Origin of the sequence: Flavobacterium sp. DG2-3 (assembly GCF_030730925.1) — a bacterium.
In the GTDB taxonomy this organism is placed as follows: Bacteria; Bacteroidota; Bacteroidia; order Flavobacteriales; family Flavobacteriaceae; genus Flavobacterium.
The window spans coordinates 25,232-48,585 of record NZ_JAVAMB010000019.1 but is presented as its reverse complement, the minus strand read 5'-3'; the positions used below and the strand labels follow the sequence as shown (position 1 = coordinate 48,585).

The window sequence follows — 23,354 nt, the reverse complement described above, 5'->3', positions numbered from 1 at the left end:
AAAAGACAAAACTCTGTTTTGAAATCTTGCTTCTTGCATCTTTCATCTATTTTCTAATTACGAAGCGGTTTTCCTTTAGTTAACATATATTGGATTCTCTCCAAAGTCTTACGTTCTGTACATAAACTCAAGAAAGCTTCTCTTTCGATATCTAATAAATATTGTTCAGAAACTAAAGTCGCTTCAGATAAATCACCACCAGCCATTACGTAAGCCAGTTTGTTAGCGATTTTCTTATCGTGCTCAGAGATGTATTTTCCAGCTTCCATTTGATCGGTTCCAACTAAGAACATTCCTAAAGCTTGTTTTCCAAGAACTTTAATATCTGTTCTTCTAATTGGCTGTGTATATCCAGCTTCTGCCATTAACAACGCATGCTTTTTAGCTTCAGCAATCTGACGATCTTTGTTTACTACGATAATATCTTTTCCGTGCTGTAATAATCCAGTATCAAAAGCTTCGTAACCAGAAGTCGAAACTTTAGCCATGGCGATAGTTAAGAAATACTCTTGAAGAACATTCAGCTCCACATCGTTTTTGCGGAATAAGTCAGAAGCTCTTAAAGTCAATTCTTTAGAACCACCACCACCAGGAATTACACCAACTCCAAATTCAACCAATCCCATATAAGTTTCTGCTGCAGCTACAACTTTATCAGCATGTAAGCTCATTTCGCATCCACCACCGAAAGTCATTCCGTGAGGCGCAACAACAACTGGAATTGAAGAGTAACGAACACGCATCATAGTGTCTTGGAACAATTTAATTGCCATATTCAATTCGTCATATTCCTGCTCAACAGCCATCATGAAAATCATTCCGATATTAGCTCCAACAGAGAAATTAGCTGCTTGGTTTCCTATAACTAAACCTTGGTGCTCTTTTTCAGCTAATTCAATTGCTTTATTGATCGCAGAAAGTACATCACCGCCAATAGTATTCATTTTAGATTGGAATTCTAAGTTTAAGATTCCGTCTCCTAAATCCTGAATGACTGCTCCGGAATTACTCCAGACTTTTTTGCTTTCACGAATGTTGTTCAGAATAATGAATGAATCTTGTCCAGGAACTTTAGTTTGAGATTTTGTCGGAATATTGTAGAAATACGTAGCACCTTCTTTAACCGTATAGAAACTGTCGCTTCCAGAAGCCAGCATTTCATTTACCCATGCAGCAGGCTCTAAACCTTCAGCTTTCATGATTTCAATTCCTTTGGCAACGCCGATAGCATCCCAGATTTCGAATGGACCATTTTCCCATCCAAAACCAGCTTTCATGGCATCGTCAATTTTGTATAATTCGTCTGATATTTCAGGAATTCTGTTTGAAACATAAGCAAACATTCCAGCGAAGCTTTTTCTGTAGAATTCTCCCGCTTTGTCTGTTCCTTTTACTAAAACTTTAAAACGATTAATTGGTTTATCGATAGTTTTAGTTAATTCAAGCGTTGCAAAATTTGCTTTTTTTGCAGCGCGGTATTCTAATGTATCTAAGTCTAAAGAAAGAATATCTTTATCTACTTTTTTATAAAATCCCTGACCAGTTTTAGAACCAAGCCAGTTGTTTTCCATCATTTTGTTGATGAAATCCGGAAGTTTGAATAATTCATGTTGCTCGTCGTTCGGGCAGTTTTCATAAATACCGTTGGCAACGTGTACCAAAGTATCCAATCCAACAACGTCAACCGTACGGAAAGTAGCCGATTTTGGACGACCAATTACCGGACCAGTCAATTTATCCACTTCTTCAATCGTTAATCCCATTTCTTTAACTAAATGGAATAAACTCTGAATTCCGTAAATACCAATTCTGTTTCCGATAAACGCTGGAGTATCTTTAGCAACAACCGAAGTTTTTCCTAAGAATTTAGATCCGTAATCGGTTAAGAAATCTAATACTTCTTTTGAAGTTTTTGGTCCCGGAATAATTTCAAATAATTTTAAGTAACGCGCAGGGTTAAAAAAGTGTGTTCCGCAGAAGTGTTGTTGGAAATCTTCGCTTCTTCCTTCACTCATAAAGTGAATCGGAATACCAGAAGTATTTGAAGTAACCAAAGTTCCCGGTTTACGGAATTTGTCGATTTGTTCGAAAACTAATTTCTTAACATCCAAACGTTCAACTACAACTTCAATAATCCAATCTACATTGGCAATTTTTGCCATATCGTCTGTTGTATTTCCAGTCGTAATTCTGCTAGCAAATTTCTGACTGTAAATAGGAGAGGGTTTCGATTTTAATGAGTTCGCCAAATGGTCATTTACCAAACGGTTGCGAACGGCTTTGCTTTCAAGCGTTAATCCTTTTTTAGCTTCAGCTTCTGTCAACTCGCGCGGTACGATGTCAAGCAGTAAAACTTCAACACCAATATTGGCAAAATGACAAGCTATACCTGAACCCATAATTCCGGATCCAATTACAGCAACTTTTTTAATTGTGCGTTTCATATTTGTTACTTGTTTGTTTGTGGTAGAAAGTGAACAGCTTTAAAAACTATTCCTTTTCTGCGTTTTCTGTTTGATTAAAAATATTTTTATCGTGAATCAATTCATTAATGATTTCAGAAACCTCAATAAAATGATTTAACTTTTCGTCTGATACGTGTTTTCTAACGGTCTCATTAAACTTCAAAACCGTGTTTTTAGAAAGCTCTCTTTTTTCTTTTCCAAATTCAGTCAGATAGATTAAAACGCCTCTTCCGTCGCTTGGATTTTTTTTGCGAACAATCAAACCTTTGTCTTCCATAGATTTTAATGTTCTCGTAAGGCTTGTAGCTTCCATTCCCATTCGTGGTCCCAAAGCCGTTGACGGAGTTCCTTCTTCTTTGTCAATACTTAACAGAGCAAATCCCGTTGCCATTGTCGCATCGTATTTTGCAGCCTCTTCATTATACATTCTTGAAACAGCCTGCCATGTTGCTCTCAAAATATAATCTATCGTTTTGTCTTTCATAGGTAACTATATCGATTTCAAATATAATCAAAAAATACTATGCATGCATATTATTTTTTCATAAATTTTTGGTTAGTTAAAAAATCCCTTTGATTTATAGGGGTTTGTGGTTTATTTATTTTGAAATATACTATTCTTTTTTGAAATTTTAACAATTTAAACAGCTTAAAAATATCTTTGCAGTATTTATATTGGTTTTAATTCTGGATAATTCAAAAAATCATGTATTTAATTCAGTATTGTCTTTTGGTTCGTATCTCAAAATTGCGTTTTGAAGAATCTTTCGCATACGATTTCGTAAATATTCAGGACGCAAAATTTCAATGGAATCGCCAAAACCCAGTAACAATCTTTCCATTTCATAATTAGGAGAAATAAAAAGCTGTACAATAATACTGTGATCCTCATTTTCTTTAATTAATTTCTGCGAATGATGCAGTGGCTTCGTAATTACATAAGGTGCATTTGAAGCGTCAATCCAAAGTTCGATGCGTCTCGGCTGTAAACCAGAATTTACCGTTACACCTATAATATCTTGATAATAAGTATCGGCATCAAAATCTTCTTCTATATAAGGAAGGTTAAAATCGTAATCGATAGAAACGATTCTATCCAAAGCCAAATTTGTAATAGGTTGTGATGCTTTTTTCTTTCCGATTAAAAACCAGCGGTTGTTGAATTCCTTTAAAATAAAAGGATGAAAATGAAATTTGGTTTCTTCTCTCGATTTAAACGATTTATAGGTAATAATCAAAACCATTTTTTTGATGATCGCCTGATAGATTTCGTCCAGATAATGAAGACCTTTTAAGTTTTCGTTTTTATCCAGATAAATAACAGGTTTGGTATGCGATTTCTCCGAATAGATTTTATCTTCCAGTCGTTGTAAAATATCCGAAACATCGCTAAACAATGAGAAGTCTTTAAACTGTTTCAGCATCGAAACCGTTTCGGTCAAAACATTCATATCCGTTTCGGTCAGCGGAATATCAGTTATCGAAAAATCTTCATCGTCGTATTTATAATATTTTTTATCGTAAACTACGATTGGTGCATTATAACCCAGTTTCTCGCTGCGCATCATCTGAATATCCATCTGAATGGTTCGCTTGCTAATCGGAATTTTGCGTCCTTCATATTCTTCTAAAGCCTGAGAACAGCATTCGATTAAATCTTCCAATGTCCATTGCCTGTATTTATTCTGCAGACATTTGTCGATGGTTTTGTAGCGGATTAGGGCGTTTTTGTTTTGTGACATACGTTGTGTTGTTTTTGCTCGCAAAGTCGCGAAGGCGCAATTTTTTTTGTTTCACGCAGATTAAAAAAGATTTATGCAGATTTAGCAGAATTAATAAAAAAAATCTTTTTAGATCTGCTCAAATCTGTAAAATCTGCGTGAAACAAATCTTAATACTCTTTGAATTAAAAAAACTTTGCGCCTTAGCGTCTTTGCGAGATTAATTTCTCCTAGTATATTATGGGCGTGTCCCTCCGGGTCGGGCTGTCCACTATATCTTTTGTGGTCTCGTAAAAAAAACGAGACCACAAAAGGATGCCGTTCCCATCCCTCACGCGTTTACGTTGTTAATAAAGAAATCTCTTTTTCAATATTTGCTCTAGCTTGATCTTCATATAAACTTCGGAATTGATCCGTTTGAAAAATAAATTCGTATTCCAGAAAATGTTTCAAAGCTTTTGCGCGTCCAGGTTTGTATAGAAAATCAGGATAAATGCGATATTCTTTTCTGATTTGATCAAAATAGATTTTATACTCTTCCCAGTCTTTGGCGAGAATTTTCAAATCAAAATCAATTAGCCAATTAATGTCTTCATTTGCATTATACGCGTGATGTTGTGTCGCGCAAATGGCATCAAAAACTAATTGTTTATTGAGATTGCTTTTTTCACCCAAAACACTCAAAGCATATTCAGCACTTTTAAGTTCGTTATCTTTTTTCGAAGCCGAATACACAAAATCGTGATAAAAAATTGAAAATAATATTTCGTTCGGATTTTGAAGCTGATCTCGATACTTTTCAAAACTGGCAATCATTTCTTGTAGATGCGTCAGATTATGATAATGTCTTGATTTTTTGGAATATGCCTTTTCTAAATCCAACCAATTCTGCTGAATTTCATTTTCTGAAAAGCCAATAGTGCGAAGTAAATCGGCGTAGATTTTATTGAGATTCATATTTTGTTTTTTTGTTTAAATCGAATAAAAAGCTCTGGAAGAGCGCAATATTTATAGCCAATTTATCACGAAAGGATCAAAAGCTCCAGCGGAGCGACACTTCAGCTTTTATGCTTATCATAAAATATGTCACCCCGCTGGGGTCCTTGAAATAGAATTCGCAATAACTACAAATATGCCTTCCCTCTGGGACTTATTCGCTTTTGCTATCAATTGTTTTACTCAAATTTAAAATTCTTTTTTTACTGCGCAAAATAATTGCGTAGTGGTTTTGAAATCTTTGTTCTATCAAAATGAAACAATTATGAGAACTATAAAAATTTACTGTATAGAATGTGAAGTTGAGTTAACTCAAGAATTATTGGAAATTCCTGAAAAGGATTTATGTTGGGATGAGAATAAGGATATAATGCCGAAAAACAATTTTAGTATTGTTATTAATGGTCAATCTAAAAACAAATCTATTATGGTTTCTATTGATAATTATAATTTAAAAGACCATTCCGATAAATCAAGATTTCTTGGATGTTGTGGAAGTTCAAATTTCAATAGTTTAAATAAAGTATGTGTATGTGGTAATGAAGTTGCTTCAGAGATTTCAGATTGTTGGTTGAGTCATTATATAGAATTCAATTTAAATAAAGTAATCATTAAAGAAAAAACACAGGAAAACTATTTTAGAAAAATTATATTGTAAGATTTAAATTTCACTACGCAAAATAACTGCGCACTAGTTTAGAAATCTTTGTTCAGAAATAAAAAACAAACGTTCATAGAAATAAAAAATTAAATAAAGCAGGTCAAGTTTAAGTTACTTCTAGAAACCTTTCCACGATTTATACTTATGCCATTATCTCTTTATATAAATTGAAGCAGTAGCTCAGCGGTAGAGCAGGTAGTTTTGAAATTATCCTTCAAAGGTCAATCCAAACTTACTTCGTACACTTCTAATGTCCATGTCATGGGTTCGAATCCCATCTGCTTCACTAAAACGAGGGTCAAGATTAACTTACTTCTTCGGGGAAACCCACCAGATATTATTAGTTGGTCAATTACACTCCAATTTTAGGTCAAGTGTTTCTTACTTCAAAACTCTTTTAGGTAGAAATCAGAAACGCAATTATCTAAATTTTAAAAAATTAAAAAAATGAAAACGCAAGAATTATTAAAAATCAGTTTACGTCAAAATGCCATTTTTATTCCATCAGAAATGATTGTGAATGAAAACAAGAATTTATCAGGAACAACTTCGGTTTTAGCAGCTAATGTTGCAAAATTAGGATTTACGTTTTCTGAAACATTATTGCAGGCGCTAAATAATATAAACCTAAAATATAAAATTGAAGTTTTAGAAGTCTTAAGAGAAGTTTTAGGAACTGATAAAAACTGGACACCATTGGTTAGAGAATGGAATGTGCCAACAAATGAATCTGTTTTAGATCATATTATCACGTATTTTTCAAATATTTTCCAAACAAAAAACGGAACAACTTTGCAATGCGGACATATAATTCCAGATAATACTTTTCCTTTAGAAAGATACAATGGTTGTCCGTTCTGCGGAACTCCGTTTGAATTTGGTAAACTGGAAAATATCGGTCAAGGAAGCAAATTAAAAGTGTTGGAATTGTGGAATGAGAAAGACTTAAATGATTTCTATATTTCGTTATTGCAATCTAAAACCGCTTTAGACGCAACTCAGGTTGATAGTTTAAAAATAGCGATGAAATATTTGGCTTTGCCAAAAACAGATGTTGCCATGAAGGAAACTTTAATGCTGGTAATCGATCTTTTGATTGAAAACGGTAATGAAGATTTGGCATCTCAATTTTTAAAAACACCAACAGATATCTTGCGTTATTTGTGGTATAAAAATACTGGTTTATTGCAGATTATTGAGCCAAAAACGATTATTAAAAGAGCGTCTAAAAACAATCAGCATTTTCATTATGCATTAGATACAAGCGCGCAGGCAAAAGTTGCATCTCCAAAAGATTTGAAACTTAAATATTCTCGAAAAGAATGTTTGATGGTGGCAAATTGGTTAAATGATATGGAAATGGAGGTTGAGGCGATGTGCGAAATCATGCATCCGAAACGCGGAATGTGGGTTCGGCTTATCCGTGCGTTGCGTTTGGCAGAATACAGCAAAAGAAAAGGATTTGAGAAATTGAATTTTTTAATGGATGTATTCTACAACAAAGTGTATGATGTTTGGCAAAGCAAAGTAAATTCGTCAAGATTAAAATTTGATGCCGATAAAACATTTGCTTTATTGAAACAGCGTCCAGGATTATTTGCCCGTTCTTTATTCTCGAATATGCTTTGGTTTGGAGCTGATGAAACAATTGGGCATTTCGAAGAAGTGATCGATAAAGTTCCGGCAAGATTGGTGTTTACTTTAAATATGTATGCACAAAACTACTTTGATGTAAACATGCAGCGAAGCGTGAAGCCTTTGGGCGGAACAAACAAACGTGTTGGATCAAACCAATTGTTGAAGTTGTACGATGATGTGCAGTTGGAAACAATGAAAAATCAAATCGAAGAATTGACTATTTTGGCTATGAAAAAACGATTTGCGTCGGTTTCAAATCCAAATAAGACAATCTATATCGATCCGCAATTGTACAATATGCCAGTTTCAATTGGCGATAGAAGTGAGACTGTTCAAGATTTGCCAGTTGCTTTAATGGGAACACGTTTCCCAGTTGAAGGAAACGAAGTGCGATTGTTTATGCAATGGGGTAAAGACTTGCCAGCGCAACATTTAGATATGGATTTAAGCTGTCATGTCGCTTACGAAGACCGTTCAGATATGTGTTCTTTCAGCCGATTGACGACTACGGGTTGTCAGCATAGCGGTGATATCAGAAGCATTCCGAATAAAATTGGAACAGCTGAATACATCAATATCAACATCGACGAATTAGCGAAAGCGAAGGCAAAATTTGTAACTTTTACTTGTAATGCATACAGCAACGGAAGTATCACGCCAAATTTGGTTGTAGGTTGGATGAATAGCAAATATCCGATGAAAATTTCGGAGCGAACAGGTGTTGCGTACGATCCGTCGTGTGTAGATCATCAGGTTCGTGTGACGCAAAATGTTGCCAAAGGTTTGGTGTTTGGGGCGTTGGATGTAGCCAAAAGAGAAATCGTTTGGTTAGAGATGACTTTCGGAGGTCAGGTCGTAGGAGGTTTGGATTTCAAAGGAGTTCAGGCTTTATTGGCAAAATTGAGCAGCAAATTGAATATCGGTAATTTATTAGAACTAAAAGCGGAAGCTCAAGGTTTAACGATTATTGATAGTGAAAATGCTGATGAGGTGTACAACGCGCAATGGGCAATGAATGCTGCTCTTGTTACACAGTTATTAATTGATTAGAAAAAGTGACAGAGGTTCAAAGGAGCAAAGTGCCAAAGGTTTTGTAGAGGCGCAACTGCTGTGCGTCTCTTTACTGTGCAGTAAAATATTTCACGCAGATCTAAAAAGATTTAAGCAGATTTTGCAGATTATTTGATAAATCTGTGAAATCAAAAAAATATCACAAAGATTTATTTAAAAAAAATCCTTTTAGATCTGCTCAAATCAGCAAAATCTGCGTGAAACTAAAAACTACGCAAAATAACTGCGCAGTAGTAAAAGACCTTTGGCACTATGAAACTTTGACCCTTTGTCACTAAAAAAGAAAAAAATGAAAACACAAATAAACGGTACAGATATATTAGAATTAGGATTCCCTGAAGGAAAAATAATTGGGATTGCCTTAAAAATAAATAGCAAAAGAAACGGATTCACTCGAGAAGAAATGATCGAAAAATATAAAAACGTTTTAGAAGCTCCAGAAAATTATATAGACGATAAAGTATTCAGCAAACTGGCTGTGGCTTTAATCGAAAAATCGAATGAAAAGCCAGAAGATTTTATTGCTTTAAATCAGAATCCGAATGCGTATTCTGCTTACGGATTGGATCATATCGAAGACGGTGCCAGAAAACAAATGGAAATCGCAATGAAACTTCCTGTTACGGTTGCAGGCGCTTTAATGCCAGACGCACACCAAGGTTACGGATTACCGATTGGAGGAGTTTTAGCCACTAAAAATGCCATTATTCCGTATGGTGTTGGTGTTGATATTGGGTGTAGAATGGCATTGTCGGTTTACGATATTCCAGAAGATTTTTACTTTGAAAACGAAGCTAAATTCAAAAAAGAATTAATCGCCAATTCTATTTTTGGAGCAGGTCACGGATTTCACGGTCAGTACAAATCAGATCATGCGGTTTTGGAGAATGAAAATTTCAATATGAATCCGTTTGTGAAGAACCTGAAAGATAAAGCCTGGTCGCAATTAGGATCTTCGGGTGGTGGAAACCATTTCGTTGAATTCGGAATTATGGAATTTGCAAAAGACGATGCGGTTCTGAATATCCCAAAAGGAAAATATGTCGCTTTGTTAACGCATTCCGGTTCACGCGGAATGGGCGCAACAATTGCTGGACATTATACTAAAATTGCTAAAGATGAATGTAAACTTCCAGAAGTGGCGAGAAATTTAGCGTATTTGGATATGAACTCGCAATTGGGTCAGGAATACTGGATGGCGATGAATCTGGCGGGAGATTACGCATCGGCTTGTCACGAGATTATCCATAACAAAATGGAACGTGCGTTGGGAGCGACAATTTTAGCCAAAGTCGAAAACCATCATAATTTTGCGTGGAAAGAAATCTGGAACGGCGAAGAAGTGATAGTACATAGAAAAGGAGCCACTCCAGCGGGAAAAGGCGTTATGGGAATCATTCCGGGATCTATGACCGCACCAGGATTTTTGGTGAGAGGAAAAGGCGAGGAGAACGCCATTAATTCCGCTTCGCATGGAGCAGGAAGACAAATGAGCAGAACTCAAGCCATCAAAAACATTACACAAACCGAAATGAAATCGATCCTGAGAGATCATGGCGTTACGCTAATCGGTGCAGGTCTGGACGAAGCACCAATGGCGTATAAAGATATCAATCAGGTTATGGAAGCACAACAGGATTTGGTTGACGTTGTAGCCAAGTTTACACCAAAATTAGTGCGAATGGCAGATGATGGAAGTAAGGAGGACTAGTGGTCAGTAGTCAGTTTTTTAGTGTTCAGTGTAGAGGCGCACTGCAGTGCGTCTCACGCAAAGTATGTTTCACACAAAATGAATAAAATAAAAAATCTCGCAATCCCGATAGCTATCGGGAGCAGAGACGCAAAGTTTTTTTGCCACAAATTGCGCAAATTGCGCAAATTTTTTGCCACAGATTAAAGGATTATAATGATTTTTTAAAATCTGCTTAATCTGCATGATCCGCGAGAGAAAACTTTGCGCCTTCGTGAGATTTTTACCTGCGAATCTGAGAGAAGATATTTCACGCAGATTCGACAGATTTTAGCAGATTTAATTAGATTTTTTAATAAATATCTGCGCGTATCTTTTGATTCTACAGATTTTTTATAAAATAATCTGCACCATCTGCTTAAATCTTTTTAAATCTGCGTGAAACATTTTTAAAATCTGCTATAAAAAACTCTGCGCAAAATTTGTTTCACGCAGATTCGACAGATTCATGCAGATTTGTTTAGATTTTTTTTAAAATAATCTGCGCCATCTGCTTAAATCTTTTTAAATCTGCGTGAAACAAAAAAAACTTTGCGCCTCTGCGACTTTGCGAGATTAATTCAACACAACGAAAAAATAAAAACTTCGTGCCTTAGTCCCGATAGTTATCGGGATGGCAAATAAAAAATAACCGTTCCAAGAGGAAAAAAAGCTTAGCAGCTTAGCCTCTAAGAACCTTAGAATCTTAAAAAAATGACATATATAGACATAGGAATTAATTTGACCAACAAACAATTCCAAAACTACATAGACGATGTCGTACAAGACGCGGTACATGCCGACGTTACCCAAATGATTCTCACGGGTACAAGTGTGAGAAACAGCGAAGAATCTGCAAAGATTACCAGACAATATCCAGACGTTTTATATGCCACGGCAGGAATACATCCGCATGATGCGAAGAGTTTTGACAATCAGAGTATTTCGAGGCTTCGGAAATTATTAGAATTGAAACATGTGGTTTCGGTAGGCGAGTGCGGACTCGATTTTGACCGTGATTTTTCGCCCCGAAACAAACAGGAAGAATGTTACAGAGCCCAGCTCGAATTGGCGATAGAAGTACAGAAACCGTTGTTTTTGCACGAAAGAGCCGCTTTTAGTTCCTTTATGAATATCACAAAAGACTATCTGCCGAAACTGCCCAAAGCCGTTGTGCATTGTTTTACGGGAACTTTGCCAGAAGCCAAAACCTATCTCGATAACGGATTTTATCTCGGTTTTACGGGAGCGATTTCAGACAGCAAACGTTTCGCACATTTAAAAGAAGTCATTCAGTACGTACCGCTCGACAAAATGATGATCGAAACCGATGCGCCGTTTATGCTTCCGAAAAATGTACCTAACAGCCTTTTGAAGAAATACCACGAACGCCGTTGCGAACCTGCTTTTCTGCCTTACGTTGCGGAAACTATTGCACAGTTTAAAGGAATTGCTTTGGATAAAGTTGCAGAGGAAACGACGAGGAATGCTAAGAGCTTTTTTGGGATATAGCCACTAAGTCGCAAAGCCACAAAGTTTTCCACTTTTTTGTCATTTCGAGGAACGAGAAATCTCATGCGGGATTCGACAAAGATTGGAAACTTACTTTGCGGAGCTTCTAGTGTGATTCTTCGTTCCTCAGAATGACAAAAATCACGCTTAAATAAAAAAACGTAACGCCTTTGTGGCAAAAAAAATGTTGGCTTTTAAATCAGGGGTTTGTACTTGGTTTGAAGGCTTATTGTTTATATATATTTGAGAGATATTCAATTTCTATATTTACGGAAAACCGTAAACTATCTTATGAAATTTTATGCATTTTTGATGCTAGATTTTAAAAACAGAAGATAAGCTAAGTAACCAACATAAAACTAAAATAATTATGATTAATAGAGGTTCAGAATGGAGAAAATGGGACTTGCACGTTCATACAAAGGAAACAAATAAAAACGATCAGTTTAGTTCTGATTCACTAGAAAGTTTCTTTGAATTTTTCTTTAAAAAAGCGATTGAAAATAACATACATGCTATCGGAATAACGGATTATTTTACTATTGATAATTACCTAAAAGCTAAAGAATATGTCAAGTCAATTGAAAGTAAAGTTAATCATTTAAATGAAAAAATTTTTAATGACGTGGATATTGATTTTATTAAAAATATTTTCATTTTTCCTAACATTGAATTAAGAATGATGCCATCAACAAGTGTTGAAAAGCTTATTAATATTCATTGTATTTTTAATCCTGATTACGTTTCAGAGTTAGATAATGATTTCTTTGGTACAATTGAAAATCAAGATAGATTTAAAATGAATCGTCAAGGTTTCATTAATTATGGTAAATCATTGAAACCTGCATTAATTGATGAAAAGCAATTATTTAAAGAAGGTATAAATAATTTTGTAATCGACCCAAAAAGTGTAAAAGAATTAATTGATAAAAATTTAAATTTTAAGAATAATACAATAATAGTAGTTAGTAATTCAAGCAATGATGGAAATTCTGGTTTACAAAAGCATTATGACTTATTTGAAGGAGATCAAAGTTCATTGGATGGTGTTAGAAGAACAATTTACAATATTTCAAATTCAATTTTTTCAACCAATACAAAGGATATTAAATATTTTCTTGGTAAAAGATTGGATGATAAGGAAGGCGTAACAAATCAGGAAAAAGAAGATGAACGAGAATTAGTTATTCAGCAACGAGGATCTTTAAAAGCTTGTTTAGTTGGAAGTGATGCTCATGAAGAAAAAGATTTGTTTAATAGATTTACTTGGATAAAAGCTGATTTAACTTTTCAAGGTTTAAAACAGATTTGTTATGAGCCAGAAGAAAGAGTTAAAATTCAAAAAGAACAACCTGAGTCTGAGAAATTAGACAACTTGATGATTGAAAAAATTACTTTCACATCTTCAGATGAAAGATTTACCAAACAACCTATTTATTTTAATAAAAATCTTAATGTTATAATTGGTGGTAAATCTTCTGGTAAGTCGATACTCCTATATGAAATTGCTAGAACTCTTTATTCAAATGTTTCTGATAAAGTTTTAAAATACACAGATATAGAAGATTCTAATAAAGAAAAGGATTTGTATGATTTAACTTTTGTTTCAAAAGATATTGTTGATGAAGATTATAATTTTAATATAGAGTTATTTTCAAAAAGTAGTCAATCGTTAAAAGACCGTATTTCCCAATCAAGTATTTTGCCAAGCATAAAATACATTTCCCAAAATCATCTTGCAAACCTTGTAGATAAAAGTAGAAAAAATGGCGCTACATTAAAAAAATTAATACGAGATTTAATATTGGAAGATCCTGATTATAAATCTAAATATGATGATTTTGTGACTCAAGCGCAGAGAAATGACGAGAAACGAAGTCAAGATATAGATTATTATTTTACATTAAAAAATGATTTAAAGAAGAAAGAAGAAGATTTGCTTACTAAAGGAGATACAAAAGCTTTAAAAGAAGGTATTGAATTTAATAAGAAAAAAATTGCAGAACTTAATAAAGATTTCTTGCCTGAAGAGCTGATTAAGTATAATGAACTTACTGAAAAGTTAAGTTTATTAAATATAAAAGAAAATGAGATTAGTTCAGATTTTGAAAAATTAGATATTTTCAATGCAGAACTGACACGCTTTCTAATTGAATTTTCTAACAAAAAGCGGGTAGTTATAGATTCTTTGCAAAATGAGAATATCAAAAATGAGTATATAAGTAAATTCCAATTTATCGATGATGCATTGACAAGTATAAATGAAATTTCTAAACAATTTGTAAAAGATGCTGATAATAAATTTAATGAAGTTTCTACTTTCGCAAAGGAAACAATAGATATAAGTAAAGAAAAAGAAAAGACTAATGTTGAATTGAAATTTTTTAATGATAAAATAGAAAATCAAAAACAAGTTATAGCTCTTCAAAAAAGTATTGGTGAAGATGAAGCAAAAATTGCCTCTGTGGAGCAGTTTTTAAAAGAAATAGAAACTACAAAAAACTCAATAGTTTCTCAAAAAGAAAAAATATTTCACGATTTTGCTGCTAATTTAAAATTATATGAAAATATAATTGAAAATCTAAAACCTCGAATTTCAGATATTCAAAATGAAACTGATAAAATTGAAATTTTGCCTGTCGTGAAATATAACTTCCCTAAATTTAGAAAGTTAGCAGATGAAATTTTCGACAGAAGAGGTTTTAATAATAATGGATTTGAATATTTGTATCAATATTTTAATGATAATCCAAAGTCAGCTCTTGCAGATATTACATATGAAGAAATTGAAAAAGCTCTCAAAGTGATATTTGAGAAAATCGAAAATAAGCAATTATTGCCAAAGGGAGGAAATTCAGAAAAAGATGCATGCGAAAAAATATTTACAGATTATTTTTTTGATCATTGGGATGTTAAATCACAAGGAGACGATATACATAAAATGTCTACTGGAAAAGCTAGTTTCGTACTATTAAAATTAATTATTAAATTAAGTAAAGAAGATGGACCTATTTTAATTGATCAACCTGAGGACAATCTGGATAATCGTTCAGTTTCTAATGAATTAGTTAAATTTTTAAAAGAAAAGAAACGAGAACGACAAATTATTTTGGTAACTCATAATCCAAATATTGTTGTGAATGCTGATGCGGAAAATGTAATAATAGCTAACCAAAAAGGACAAAACAATTTTGAAAGCGAAAGCCCTTATAAATTTGATTATGTAAATGGAGCATTAGAGAATTCCTTTCCTTTAATTAAAGATGAAAAAGATTTATTGAAAAGTATGGGAATTAGAGAGCATATTGCTGAGATAGTTGAAGGCGGTAAGGAAGCTTTTAAAAAACGTGAAGAAAAATATGGTTTTTAATTATTCAAATTAGAGAAGAACTTTATAAATAATATCTTTTCTCTCAATTTTTTATACTTTTATGTAATCTTTTAAAATCAATATAATTTGTAGGTAAATACGTATTTTTAGTTCAAAAAACTATATCTTTGCTTTGCTAAAATACCTAGGATATTATCCTATAAACTTTATAAGTTAACATAAGCGATTCCCTCGCCATGATGTACCTGCGGAAACAATGGTAAATCTATCCTATTAGGGTATTTTAGCACATCTAAAGCGAGGGTTTCGTGCATCTAATATTTTCGATTATGCTAAAAGAAAATCAAAAAACACAACAAGAAGTAATGCCTTCCGTGGCAAGATTCCTTTCAGACGTTTGGTTTGAGGGAGAATTTCAAAATCAGCCTTTGTATCTGCAGGAAATCTTCGAGCTTGTACTCGAAACAGAAAGCGGTAATAATCTCGATTTAAGGCTCAAAATGTTAAGCTGTCTCAGAACAAGCAGAAATCTGGCCAAGACTTTGTCGCCGTTTTCAAATACAGAAATTGTAAATGCGTGCAACACTATAGCGGTTGCAAAAATAAACCAATAAAACCCATACCCCGCAACTACCCATTTGCGGGGTATTTTTTTGTCTTCAAATTGTACTTTTATTTCGTACCATTTTTTAACATTTAAAACACATTCGTTTAAGTGAAAATAGCGGTAAAATTCTTATTTTACAGCTTCAAAATAAAAGCCGTAAAGATGAATATAAGCATCTCAGTTAAACAATTAGGAAAAAAGCATCCGTTGCTTCAGGAAAAAAGTATCGCTTTGGCCATAGAAAATCCTGTCATTACTACACAAAAACTCATCGAATCGATTGTCGATCATCAGGTACAGTTGTTCCGTTCTTCTTCGTTTGAGTTTGAAGACGAAGACAAAATCCATCTTCCCAAAGAAAATTACCTTCCCATTCTGACCGATACCGGAAAAGTAGGTTTCGGCGCAATTTACAATCACAATCAAGTCGATTTAGCGAAAGCGCAGGAAAATGCCATCGTAGCGTTTGAAGATGGTCTATATGCCGTTTTCTACGGAGACGATCAGCTGGAAACGCTTTCAGAGGAAATAGATTTATCTCAAAATAAAAATCTCATGTTTATCAGGCTGACTTTTTTGGCGGGGAGCTATTGGTGATTAAATTCCAATTTTTAAATCCCAAATTCCAAAATCTTTGTGTGAAATCCTTCGACTTCGCTCAGGAGGACAACAAGGGGTTAAATTCCAAATTCCAAATTCCAAATTCCAATTGCAATATCAATATCAAAAATCAATTGCAATATTAAATCAAAAAATTGAGCTCCATCAAAATAATCTAAAATCTACAATCAACAATCTAAAATAAAAAGTATGACGATAGAAGATCTTTTAAAAAGTAAAGTAATCGAAAATCCGATTAAGAGATTTAAAAAAGAACTGGAAGAAATTGTAAACAGCAATCTGCTTTCGAAATTGTTTTCTGGAACAAAACTGAAAAAAGAAGTGGCCGAGTTTGGTTTGGAACTTCTGAAACTTCAGGACAATTATTACAGTAATTATATTTCGCTGGGTTCTACACAAGCCGAAACCTTTGCCACTTTGGTCAAAGAGAATATGTGGGACGATAAAAACTATTACGATCTGCTGGTTTATTTCTTTGGCGAAGAAAACGCGGCGTACGTAAAAGAGGCTTGGAACAGACTGCCTCAAAAAATGTATCAGCACGGTTATGCGAGACGCTCTTTTAGAGCGCCTAATCATAAGAGTTATTTGCTAGTTAATCAGATCAATTTTCTGCGTTCGCTGCTCAACGGACCGTACAAATACAATTATCAAGACAGCAGCACTTTTTATTATGATTTAAGTATCGAAGACCAGATTCGTTACGATACCGAGATTTCCAATTCGGTTAATCAGTTTATGGTTTGGTCGTCGGCGATTGATTTGGGCAAGAAAGGTCTTTTTCAATTGTTTGAAGACATTATTTTCAATAAAGATACACACGGAAAAGTGTCGCGAAATATTATTAAAGCACTGTTAAACAGCGAAAAAAAAGAAAGTTGGGAACTGGTCGAAAAATTGCTTTTGGCGGCTCAGCGTCAGGAAGGTTTGCGCCAGACGGTTTTAGAAGCGTTGGACGAAACGAGTATCGGCGCTTTGCAATACATGATTCGAGTAATTATCGATAATAAACTGACGCGTTTTTCATCTGTCGTAAGAGCGATCGATACGTGGACAGGTTTAGGTTGGGAATCGGAGAAAGAAACAACCGTTCGAAATATTATCGATTTGGCTTCGGGTTATTTTTCGAATCCAGAAACGATTCCAACTGGCGTTAAAAGCAAAAACAACAATGAAGTTTATATGGCGCTTTGGGTTCAGGGCGTTTTGGATGTGGAGAAAACGGTTCCTTATCTGCATGAATTGTTAGAAAAAGGTTCGGTAGAAAAGAAATCTCTGGCGTTAAAATTTGCGGGAGAAACCAACGATCCGTACATCGAAATGCCGTTGTATTTTAAAGCCTTAGACGACGAAAATTTACAGGTTTTGGCCTTTGCCGTTCCGAGAATGAATGCATTGCTGGAAGCCAATACCAGATCGAAATTTTATATAGAAAATGCCGATTATGCGAACTTCTTTAACAAGGTATTTGACCTTGCTCAGAAAATATCCGAAAAGGAAAAAACTTTTGAAGGAAAAGTATTTTCGTGGCTTAATATCAAGTTTGAACGTGACACGCTTTTCGCAGCAGCGATAAATTTAGTTGGCGATAACAACGAAAGATTGGAAGCTGTTTTAGAACATTTTGAAGGATTTTCTATCAACTTAAGAGAAAAACTGACAAGGAATTTATTGGGTGGTTTTTACCAATATTCGTTTTACAGTTCCAATCAGCAGAAAAAGCAGGATAAAGTTCCAACCGATTTTCAGCGAAATTTTGCTTTACGAATTTTAAAAGACAGGGGAGAATCTCTAGTAGCTTCGGCGATCTGTGTTTTACAAAACGAGAGTTTAACCGAAAACGAATTGGCTGTTTTTCAGGAATTATATAAACGTAAGAATTCTAATTTAAAGAAAAATCTAACGGCAATTTTAGTCAAACAGGAAGAAGGGAAAATCACCAATTTTGTCGATCAGACTATAGAAAAAGGCGATTTAGAACAGCGTATGTCTATGTTAGACGTAATGCTTCAGCTTCAGAAAAATAACAAACTGACGGATAAAGTAAACGACTGGGTTCAGGATTATCTAAAAAGACCAAAAATTACCGAAAAAGAAACCAAATTTATTGAGCAGTTAGAACCTTCGCAAAAGAAAAATATATTAAGCGAAGAAAACGGTTATGGTTTTTATACTCCCAATACAGTTTCTGCTTACAAACTTCCAAAACCAGAAGCCGATTCGCTGTATGCTAAATCGGTAAAAGCAAAACAATATGGTTTTTCAAAATCGATGTCTCATATTAAAGCTGAAATTGCAAAGCTTTATCAATTGTATGAAGAAAACAGAAATTACGAATACGAAATCGAGAATTACGATAATAGTAAATCGACTGTTTTGCTTGGCAATACTTTTAGAACCTTAAAAAATCTGAAAGACGAAAAAGATTCTGAAGCTGCAGCCGTAAATTATCCGTTGTATGAAGTTTGGGAAAACTGGTTTAAAAATTCAGGTTTAACCGAAAGAGATTTGTTCTTGATGACTTTGGTGAGCAATTGCGATCGAAAAATTTGGCGAGATTTTCTAGAAGAGTATGTTTTCTACTATAAAGAATTATTGCCGCACCAAAACAAAAGAGGTAATGATTGGGACAATGCGATTCTGAATATTTTGAATGCGTTACAATTAAAATATGCTTTTGAAGAAAAAGTTGATTTCTTAATCGACGCTTGTAGCAATTTGTATGCAAATCTTCCAGAATCTGTAAAAGAGTTTGAATACCTGCCTGGTAAAAATGAATATTATTATAACAACAACAGCGGAAACGGCTGGCAAAATCAGCACTTTTTTGATGTCTATCTAAACAGAATCGACTTAGGAAATGTAACTACAGAACAAGAAATTAAGATTTGGAATCTGTATAGATGGCGACAGTTGAATGGACTGGAAAGAAATATTTCGTACTGCAAACCTTTTGTTCAATTATATATTGCTGCATTTGAGCAAAAGTTAATTACCGAAGGCGAATTTTACGAAGGTATTTTGGTTCCAGAAAGAATTTCATTTTTAACGGGTGGAAACAGAAATTACAGAAATCAAGGAAGCGAATACTTATTGGAGAGAATTCCATTCCTAGTTTCGATGGTAGATAAAATCCGAGAAACATTTTTGGATATCGAAGTTAAAAGGGGAGATTCTAATACTACAGTAACGCATTTGGTTCAGAATTTCCAGAAGATTTTTGGCGCAAACCGTTTGGTCGAATTGATTACAGCACTTGGCAAAGCAAGTTTGTACAAAGGTTATATCTATTCGTGGAGTTACACCGATTTAACAAAACAGAAATTATTTAGTTTCTTATTAAAAAGATGTTATCCGCTAGAGACAGATACACAAGAAAGCTTTAATGCTTTAATTAAAAAAGCTAAAATCTCTGAAGAAAGACTGATTCAGACTGCGATTTATGCGCCTCAATGGCAAAAGTTTATCAGCAGTTATTTGGATTGGAATGGATTGGACGAAGGAATCTGGTGGTTTCATGCGCATACCAAAACAGCATCTTATAGCGCTACCAATTCAGAATTAGAAAGTGAAGCAGCAAGATTTTCAACTTTAGATTTGCAGGATTTTAAAGATGGTGCTGTCGATAAAGATTGGTTTACATCGGCTTACAAAAAATTAGGAAAAGCAAAATGGGAACTTTTATACGAATCTGCCAAATATGTAACAGACGGAAACGGTCACAGACGTGCGAGATTATACGCTGATACCATTACAGGCGATTTGAAAATTAGAGAAGTAACGGCAAAAGTAAAAGACAAACGCGATCAGGATTATTTAAGAGTTTACGGTTTGGTTCCGTTAAGCAAAACGAGTCCAGAAAAAGATATTTTGGCGCGTTACGAATATTTACAGCAGTTTAAAAAAGAAAGTAAAGAATTCGGTTCGATGAAGCAGGCGAGCGAGGCTTTGGCGATTCGCGTGGCGTTAGAAAACTTAGCGAGAAATGCAGGTTATCCAGATCCAGTTCGTTTGACTTGGGCAATGGAAACCAAACAGGTTCAGAATATTTTATCGAAAGAAACAGAAGTAAAACTGGATGATATTACGGTAAGTCTGGTTATTAATAAAGAAGGAAAAGCCGATCTGGTTACTTTTAAAGGTGATAAAGAAATAAAAGCAATTCCAGCAAAATACAAAAAAGACAAAGGCATTCTGGAATTAACCGCTTACAGAAAAACGATGCGTGAACAATGGACACGTTCGAGAAAAGGTTTGGAAGAAAGTATGATTCGCGGAGATGAGTTTTTATTCGCAGAAATGCAAAATCTTTTTGAGCATCCGATTATCTCGAAACATTTAGAAAAATTGGTTTTTATTTCTAATGACAATCAGATTGGTTTTTATGTAGATGGAAATCTGATTTCGGCTTTGGGAGAAATGATTTCGCTAAACGAAAATCAGACTTTTAGAATTGCACATTGTTTCGATTTACATAAAAACGGCGTTTGGGTGGATTTTCAATCGTATTGTTTTGATAATAAAGTGCAGCAGCCGTTTAAACAGATTTTCAGAGAATTGTATGTTCCAACACCAGACGAGTTGAAAGAAAAATCAATTTCAAGACGTTATGCCGGACATCAAGTTCAGCCAACGCAAACTTTGGCTTTATTGAAAACTAGAGGCTGGAAAGTAGATTACGAAGAAGGATTGCAGAAAGTTTTCCATAAAGAAGGCTATCAAGTAAAAATGTATGCCATGGCCGACTGGTTCTCGCCAGCAGACGTTGAAAGTCCGACTTTAGAAACCATTGAATTCCATTCGTTAAAAGATTATAAAAACATTGCTTTTGAAGACGTAAATCCGAGGATTTTCTCAGAAGTAATGCGTGACATTGATTTGGTTGTAAGTGTGGCTCATGTGGGAGGTGTCGATCCAGAAGCAAGTCATTCTTCTATCGAAATGAGAGCTGTTTTATTGAGAGAAACGCTGAGATTGTTTAAAATCAAAAATGTGGAGATCACAGGAAATCATGCGATCATTAAAGGAAACATGGCAGAATACAGTGTACATTTAGGAAGTGCAGTTGTGCATCAAGTTCCAGGCAGGTATTTATCGGTTCTTCCGATTCATTCGCAACATAGAGGACGTCTGTTCTTGCCGTTTGCAGATGATGATCCGAAATCGGCTGAGGTGATGTCTAAAGTTTTATTGTTTGCCAAAGATGATGAAATTCAAGACCCGACTATTTTGAGTCAGATTGATAAAACTTATGCTTAAAATGAAGTTTTATAATTGTGTTGTTTTTAACTTTTTTAACATAAAATGTTAAATTAAGAAACAAATTACTACATTTGTACTTCAAATAAAAGCGAAAGAAATGCGTACTAGTTTAATAAAAGCGGAATATAATGATCGTCTGGCAGGATTTGCCTCGACGCAAAATTATGGATGCAGTATGTATTTTTTCGAAGAGAAAAGCAAGTAGCAATATCAAATTCGAAATTAAGATATAGAAAAAGCGTCCTTTTATTTGGGTCGCTTTTTTTGTTTAAAAGCATTTTGATATTGCCTAAATAATAAAAATAAATTATAAGAATTAACGTATAAATTGTAAAATTTTAAAAAAAAGTGAATGAAAAAATATTTATTAATTAACCCAAATAGCGAAAACTAGTCTTGGAGAGTAATTGGATGAATGACAATTAATTAATATAAAATAGAAATCTGCACGAATAAGCGGACAGGAATTTCTTTGCTTAAATTTAGGGGTTAATCAATTGATAATCAGAAAATTATGTTAAAAATAAATTTGGAGAATTGATTTTTTCGATATTATCTTTGCTGAACAAAATCACAACAATGATTTTAAAAAAATGATTTAAAAATATAACAAGTAATAAAATGGATTTAAGTTTTGAATATAAAAGAGAATTAGTACTGCCTGGGTCGGCCTTTGGAAGTATTACAATGCAAGTGCATCATTATAAGCAGTAGGATACGTATGTATCTTATAACTTTGATGAGCACCTTTAATTGGGTGCTTTTTTTATGCTCGTTTGCGACTAAGACACTAAGATTTTTAAAAAGTAAAAAATAAATAATGAATCAAAAAATAGCCATTAAGACAGATCATCATTTTGATCAAAAAATAGGTCGATTTAGGGAAAGTTCTTTTTCTCCTGCCGGGGAAATTGAGTCGAAACTTATGAAACTATGGAATACTGGTGAATTTTTGGGAAAAGTAATGTCACTTACGTGAAATTGCTCTGATACTGTAGAGGTGCATGCAAACCTTTGAAGTTATTGGATTCCCTGAAATACTAGTTTTCCTGAGATTCCAATAACCAAATAAAATATATAACCATGCACAACAACACATTAAAACAGTACAAAAAAGAGATTAAAAAGAAATACGAAATAGCTAAAGAAGGACAACACTTCGATTACTTGTACAAACCGTCTCGTGGAAAACTACGTGATTTCTGTTGGATGATTTTCGAAGAGAATCCGACTCCAGATGATTTGAATGTTTTTAGAAACTTCTTTTCTATGGATTTTGAGCCAACGAAGAAGAACAAGTTCAAGGAGAAAAAAGATAAATTCAGACCTATTGAAACCTTCTTTAAGGGAGAAACAGATTTGACAAACATAGATGCTATAAACATGGCTGCGATTTTGGTTGATTTTCAACCGCGTCCTTTTAAGAAATTTAGAAGTGAAGAAATGAAGCAGTTCGAAAGCATCGAAGTAGTTAAAGCTAAAAAAGCGGACAAAGCGAAGAAAGAAAGTTTGGAAAAAAACAGCCCTGAAAAAAAGAAAAAATCAGGCAAAAAAGCTAAACATGAAAATCTTTTCGCAAGTTTTAGAAATATGTTTTCTAGAAGCATAATGTCTTTGTCAAGCGGCTAGCGCGAGTTGATCAAATTAAAGTAAATCTTCGTGAAATAGAAACTGCCAGTATTACGCTGGCAGTATTCTTTTCAACTATTCAAAAAGAGTTTAATTATAAAATTTTATACT

The 23,354-nt window shown here is 34.1% G+C and carries 13 protein-coding genes and 1 tRNA gene; 10 read left to right on the top strand and 4 right to left on the bottom strand.

From position 1 onward, the window contains the following. Positions 1-53: 53 nt before the first annotated feature. The 4 genes from Q9Q97_RS19685 to Q9Q97_RS19670 all read right to left on the bottom strand — a co-directional run bounded on the left by Q9Q97_RS19685 (position 54) and on the right by Q9Q97_RS19670 (position 5,143). A complete protein-coding gene (locus Q9Q97_RS19685; protein WP_306160239.1) occupies positions 54-2,444 on the bottom strand; it encodes a 3-hydroxyacyl-CoA dehydrogenase/enoyl-CoA hydratase family protein in 2,391 nt (796 codons plus the stop codon). Between the two features lie 46 nt (positions 2,445-2,490). Beyond that, the gene (locus Q9Q97_RS19680; protein ID WP_306160237.1) at positions 2,491-2,949 is read right to left on the bottom strand and encodes a MarR family winged helix-turn-helix transcriptional regulator; all 459 of its coding nucleotides are present in this window, start codon (positions 2,947-2,949) and stop codon (positions 2,491-2,493) included. A gap of 220 nt (positions 2,950-3,169) precedes the next feature. Then, on the bottom strand, positions 3,170-4,207 hold the full coding sequence (locus Q9Q97_RS19675) for a YafY family protein (RefSeq protein WP_306160235.1): 1,038 nt from the start codon (positions 4,205-4,207) through the stop codon (positions 3,170-3,172). Positions 4,208-4,525: 318 nt separating this feature from the next. Beyond that, complete coding sequence (locus Q9Q97_RS19670) at positions 4,526-5,143, bottom strand: hypothetical protein (RefSeq protein WP_306160233.1); 618 nt, start codon at positions 5,141-5,143, stop codon at positions 4,526-4,528. Between the two features lie 304 nt (positions 5,144-5,447). Between Q9Q97_RS19670 and Q9Q97_RS19665 the strand changes: the two genes are divergently transcribed. From Q9Q97_RS19665 to Q9Q97_RS19620, 10 genes are all read left to right on the top strand, one after another. Beyond that, entirely contained in the window at positions 5,448-5,840 is a 393-nt protein-coding gene (locus Q9Q97_RS19665; protein WP_306160232.1) for a hypothetical protein, read from the top strand. Between the two features lie 172 nt (positions 5,841-6,012). Continuing rightward, positions 6,013-6,129 (top strand) — tRNA-OTHER (locus tag Q9Q97_RS19660). A 161-nt stretch (positions 6,130-6,290) separates the two neighbouring features. Beyond that, positions 6,291-8,531 (top strand): hypothetical protein, encoded by a 2,241-nt coding sequence (locus Q9Q97_RS19655; RefSeq protein WP_306160230.1) that lies wholly within the window; start codon positions 6,291-6,293, stop codon positions 8,529-8,531. A 310-nt stretch (positions 8,532-8,841) separates the two neighbouring features. Beyond that, a complete protein-coding gene (locus Q9Q97_RS19650; RefSeq protein ID WP_306160228.1) occupies positions 8,842-10,263 on the top strand; it encodes an RtcB family protein in 1,422 nt (473 codons plus the stop codon). Between the two features lie 732 nt (positions 10,264-10,995). Then, entirely contained in the window at positions 10,996-11,793 is a 798-nt protein-coding gene (locus Q9Q97_RS19645) for a TatD family hydrolase (protein ID WP_306160226.1), read from the top strand. 370 nt (positions 11,794-12,163) lie between these two features. Then, positions 12,164-15,163, top strand: coding sequence for a TrlF family AAA-like ATPase (locus tag Q9Q97_RS19640; protein WP_306160224.1), 3,000 nt, complete (start codon positions 12,164-12,166; stop codon positions 15,161-15,163). 290 nt (positions 15,164-15,453) lie between these two features. Next, positions 15,454-15,738, top strand: coding sequence for a hypothetical protein (locus Q9Q97_RS19635; RefSeq protein WP_306160222.1), 285 nt, complete (start codon positions 15,454-15,456; stop codon positions 15,736-15,738). A gap of 155 nt (positions 15,739-15,893) precedes the next feature. Next, entirely contained in the window at positions 15,894-16,328 is a 435-nt protein-coding gene (locus tag Q9Q97_RS19630) for a hypothetical protein (RefSeq protein ID WP_125720214.1), read from the top strand. 213 nt (positions 16,329-16,541) lie between these two features. Further along, on the top strand, positions 16,542-21,611 hold the full coding sequence (locus Q9Q97_RS19625) for a DUF4132 domain-containing protein (protein ID WP_306160220.1): 5,070 nt from the start codon (positions 16,542-16,544) through the stop codon (positions 21,609-21,611). 1,086 nt (positions 21,612-22,697) lie between these two features. Further along, entirely contained in the window at positions 22,698-23,243 is a 546-nt protein-coding gene (locus Q9Q97_RS19620) for a hypothetical protein (RefSeq protein ID WP_306160218.1), read from the top strand. Positions 23,244-23,354: the final 111 nt, after the last annotated feature.

Bases quoted from the DNA above. Each gene is read 5' to 3' on its own strand.
- Q9Q97_RS19685 (WP_306160239.1), bottom strand. From the start codon at position 2,444: ATGAAACGCACAATTAAAAAAGTTGCTGTAATTGGATCCGGAATTATG.
- Q9Q97_RS19680 (WP_306160237.1), bottom strand. From the start codon at position 2,949: ATGAAAGACAAAACGATAGATTATATTTTGAGAGCAACATGGCAGGCT.
- Q9Q97_RS19675 (WP_306160235.1), bottom strand. From the start codon at position 4,207: ATGTCACAAAACAAAAACGCCCTAATCCGCTACAAAACCATCGACAAA.
- Q9Q97_RS19670 (WP_306160233.1), bottom strand. From the start codon at position 5,143: ATGAATCTCAATAAAATCTACGCCGATTTACTTCGCACTATTGGCTTT.
- Q9Q97_RS19665 (WP_306160232.1), top strand. From the start codon at position 5,448: ATGAGAACTATAAAAATTTACTGTATAGAATGTGAAGTTGAGTTAACT.
- Q9Q97_RS19655 (WP_306160230.1), top strand. From the start codon at position 6,291: ATGAAAACGCAAGAATTATTAAAAATCAGTTTACGTCAAAATGCCATT.
- Q9Q97_RS19650 (WP_306160228.1), top strand. From the start codon at position 8,842: ATGAAAACACAAATAAACGGTACAGATATATTAGAATTAGGATTCCCT.
- Q9Q97_RS19645 (WP_306160226.1), top strand. From the start codon at position 10,996: ATGACATATATAGACATAGGAATTAATTTGACCAACAAACAATTCCAA.
- Q9Q97_RS19640 (WP_306160224.1), top strand. From the start codon at position 12,164: ATGATTAATAGAGGTTCAGAATGGAGAAAATGGGACTTGCACGTTCAT.
- Q9Q97_RS19635 (WP_306160222.1), top strand. From the start codon at position 15,454: ATGCTAAAAGAAAATCAAAAAACACAACAAGAAGTAATGCCTTCCGTG.
- Q9Q97_RS19630 (WP_125720214.1), top strand. From the start codon at position 15,894: ATGAATATAAGCATCTCAGTTAAACAATTAGGAAAAAAGCATCCGTTG.
- Q9Q97_RS19625 (WP_306160220.1), top strand. From the start codon at position 16,542: ATGACGATAGAAGATCTTTTAAAAAGTAAAGTAATCGAAAATCCGATT.
- Q9Q97_RS19620 (WP_306160218.1), top strand. From the start codon at position 22,698: ATGCACAACAACACATTAAAACAGTACAAAAAAGAGATTAAAAAGAAA.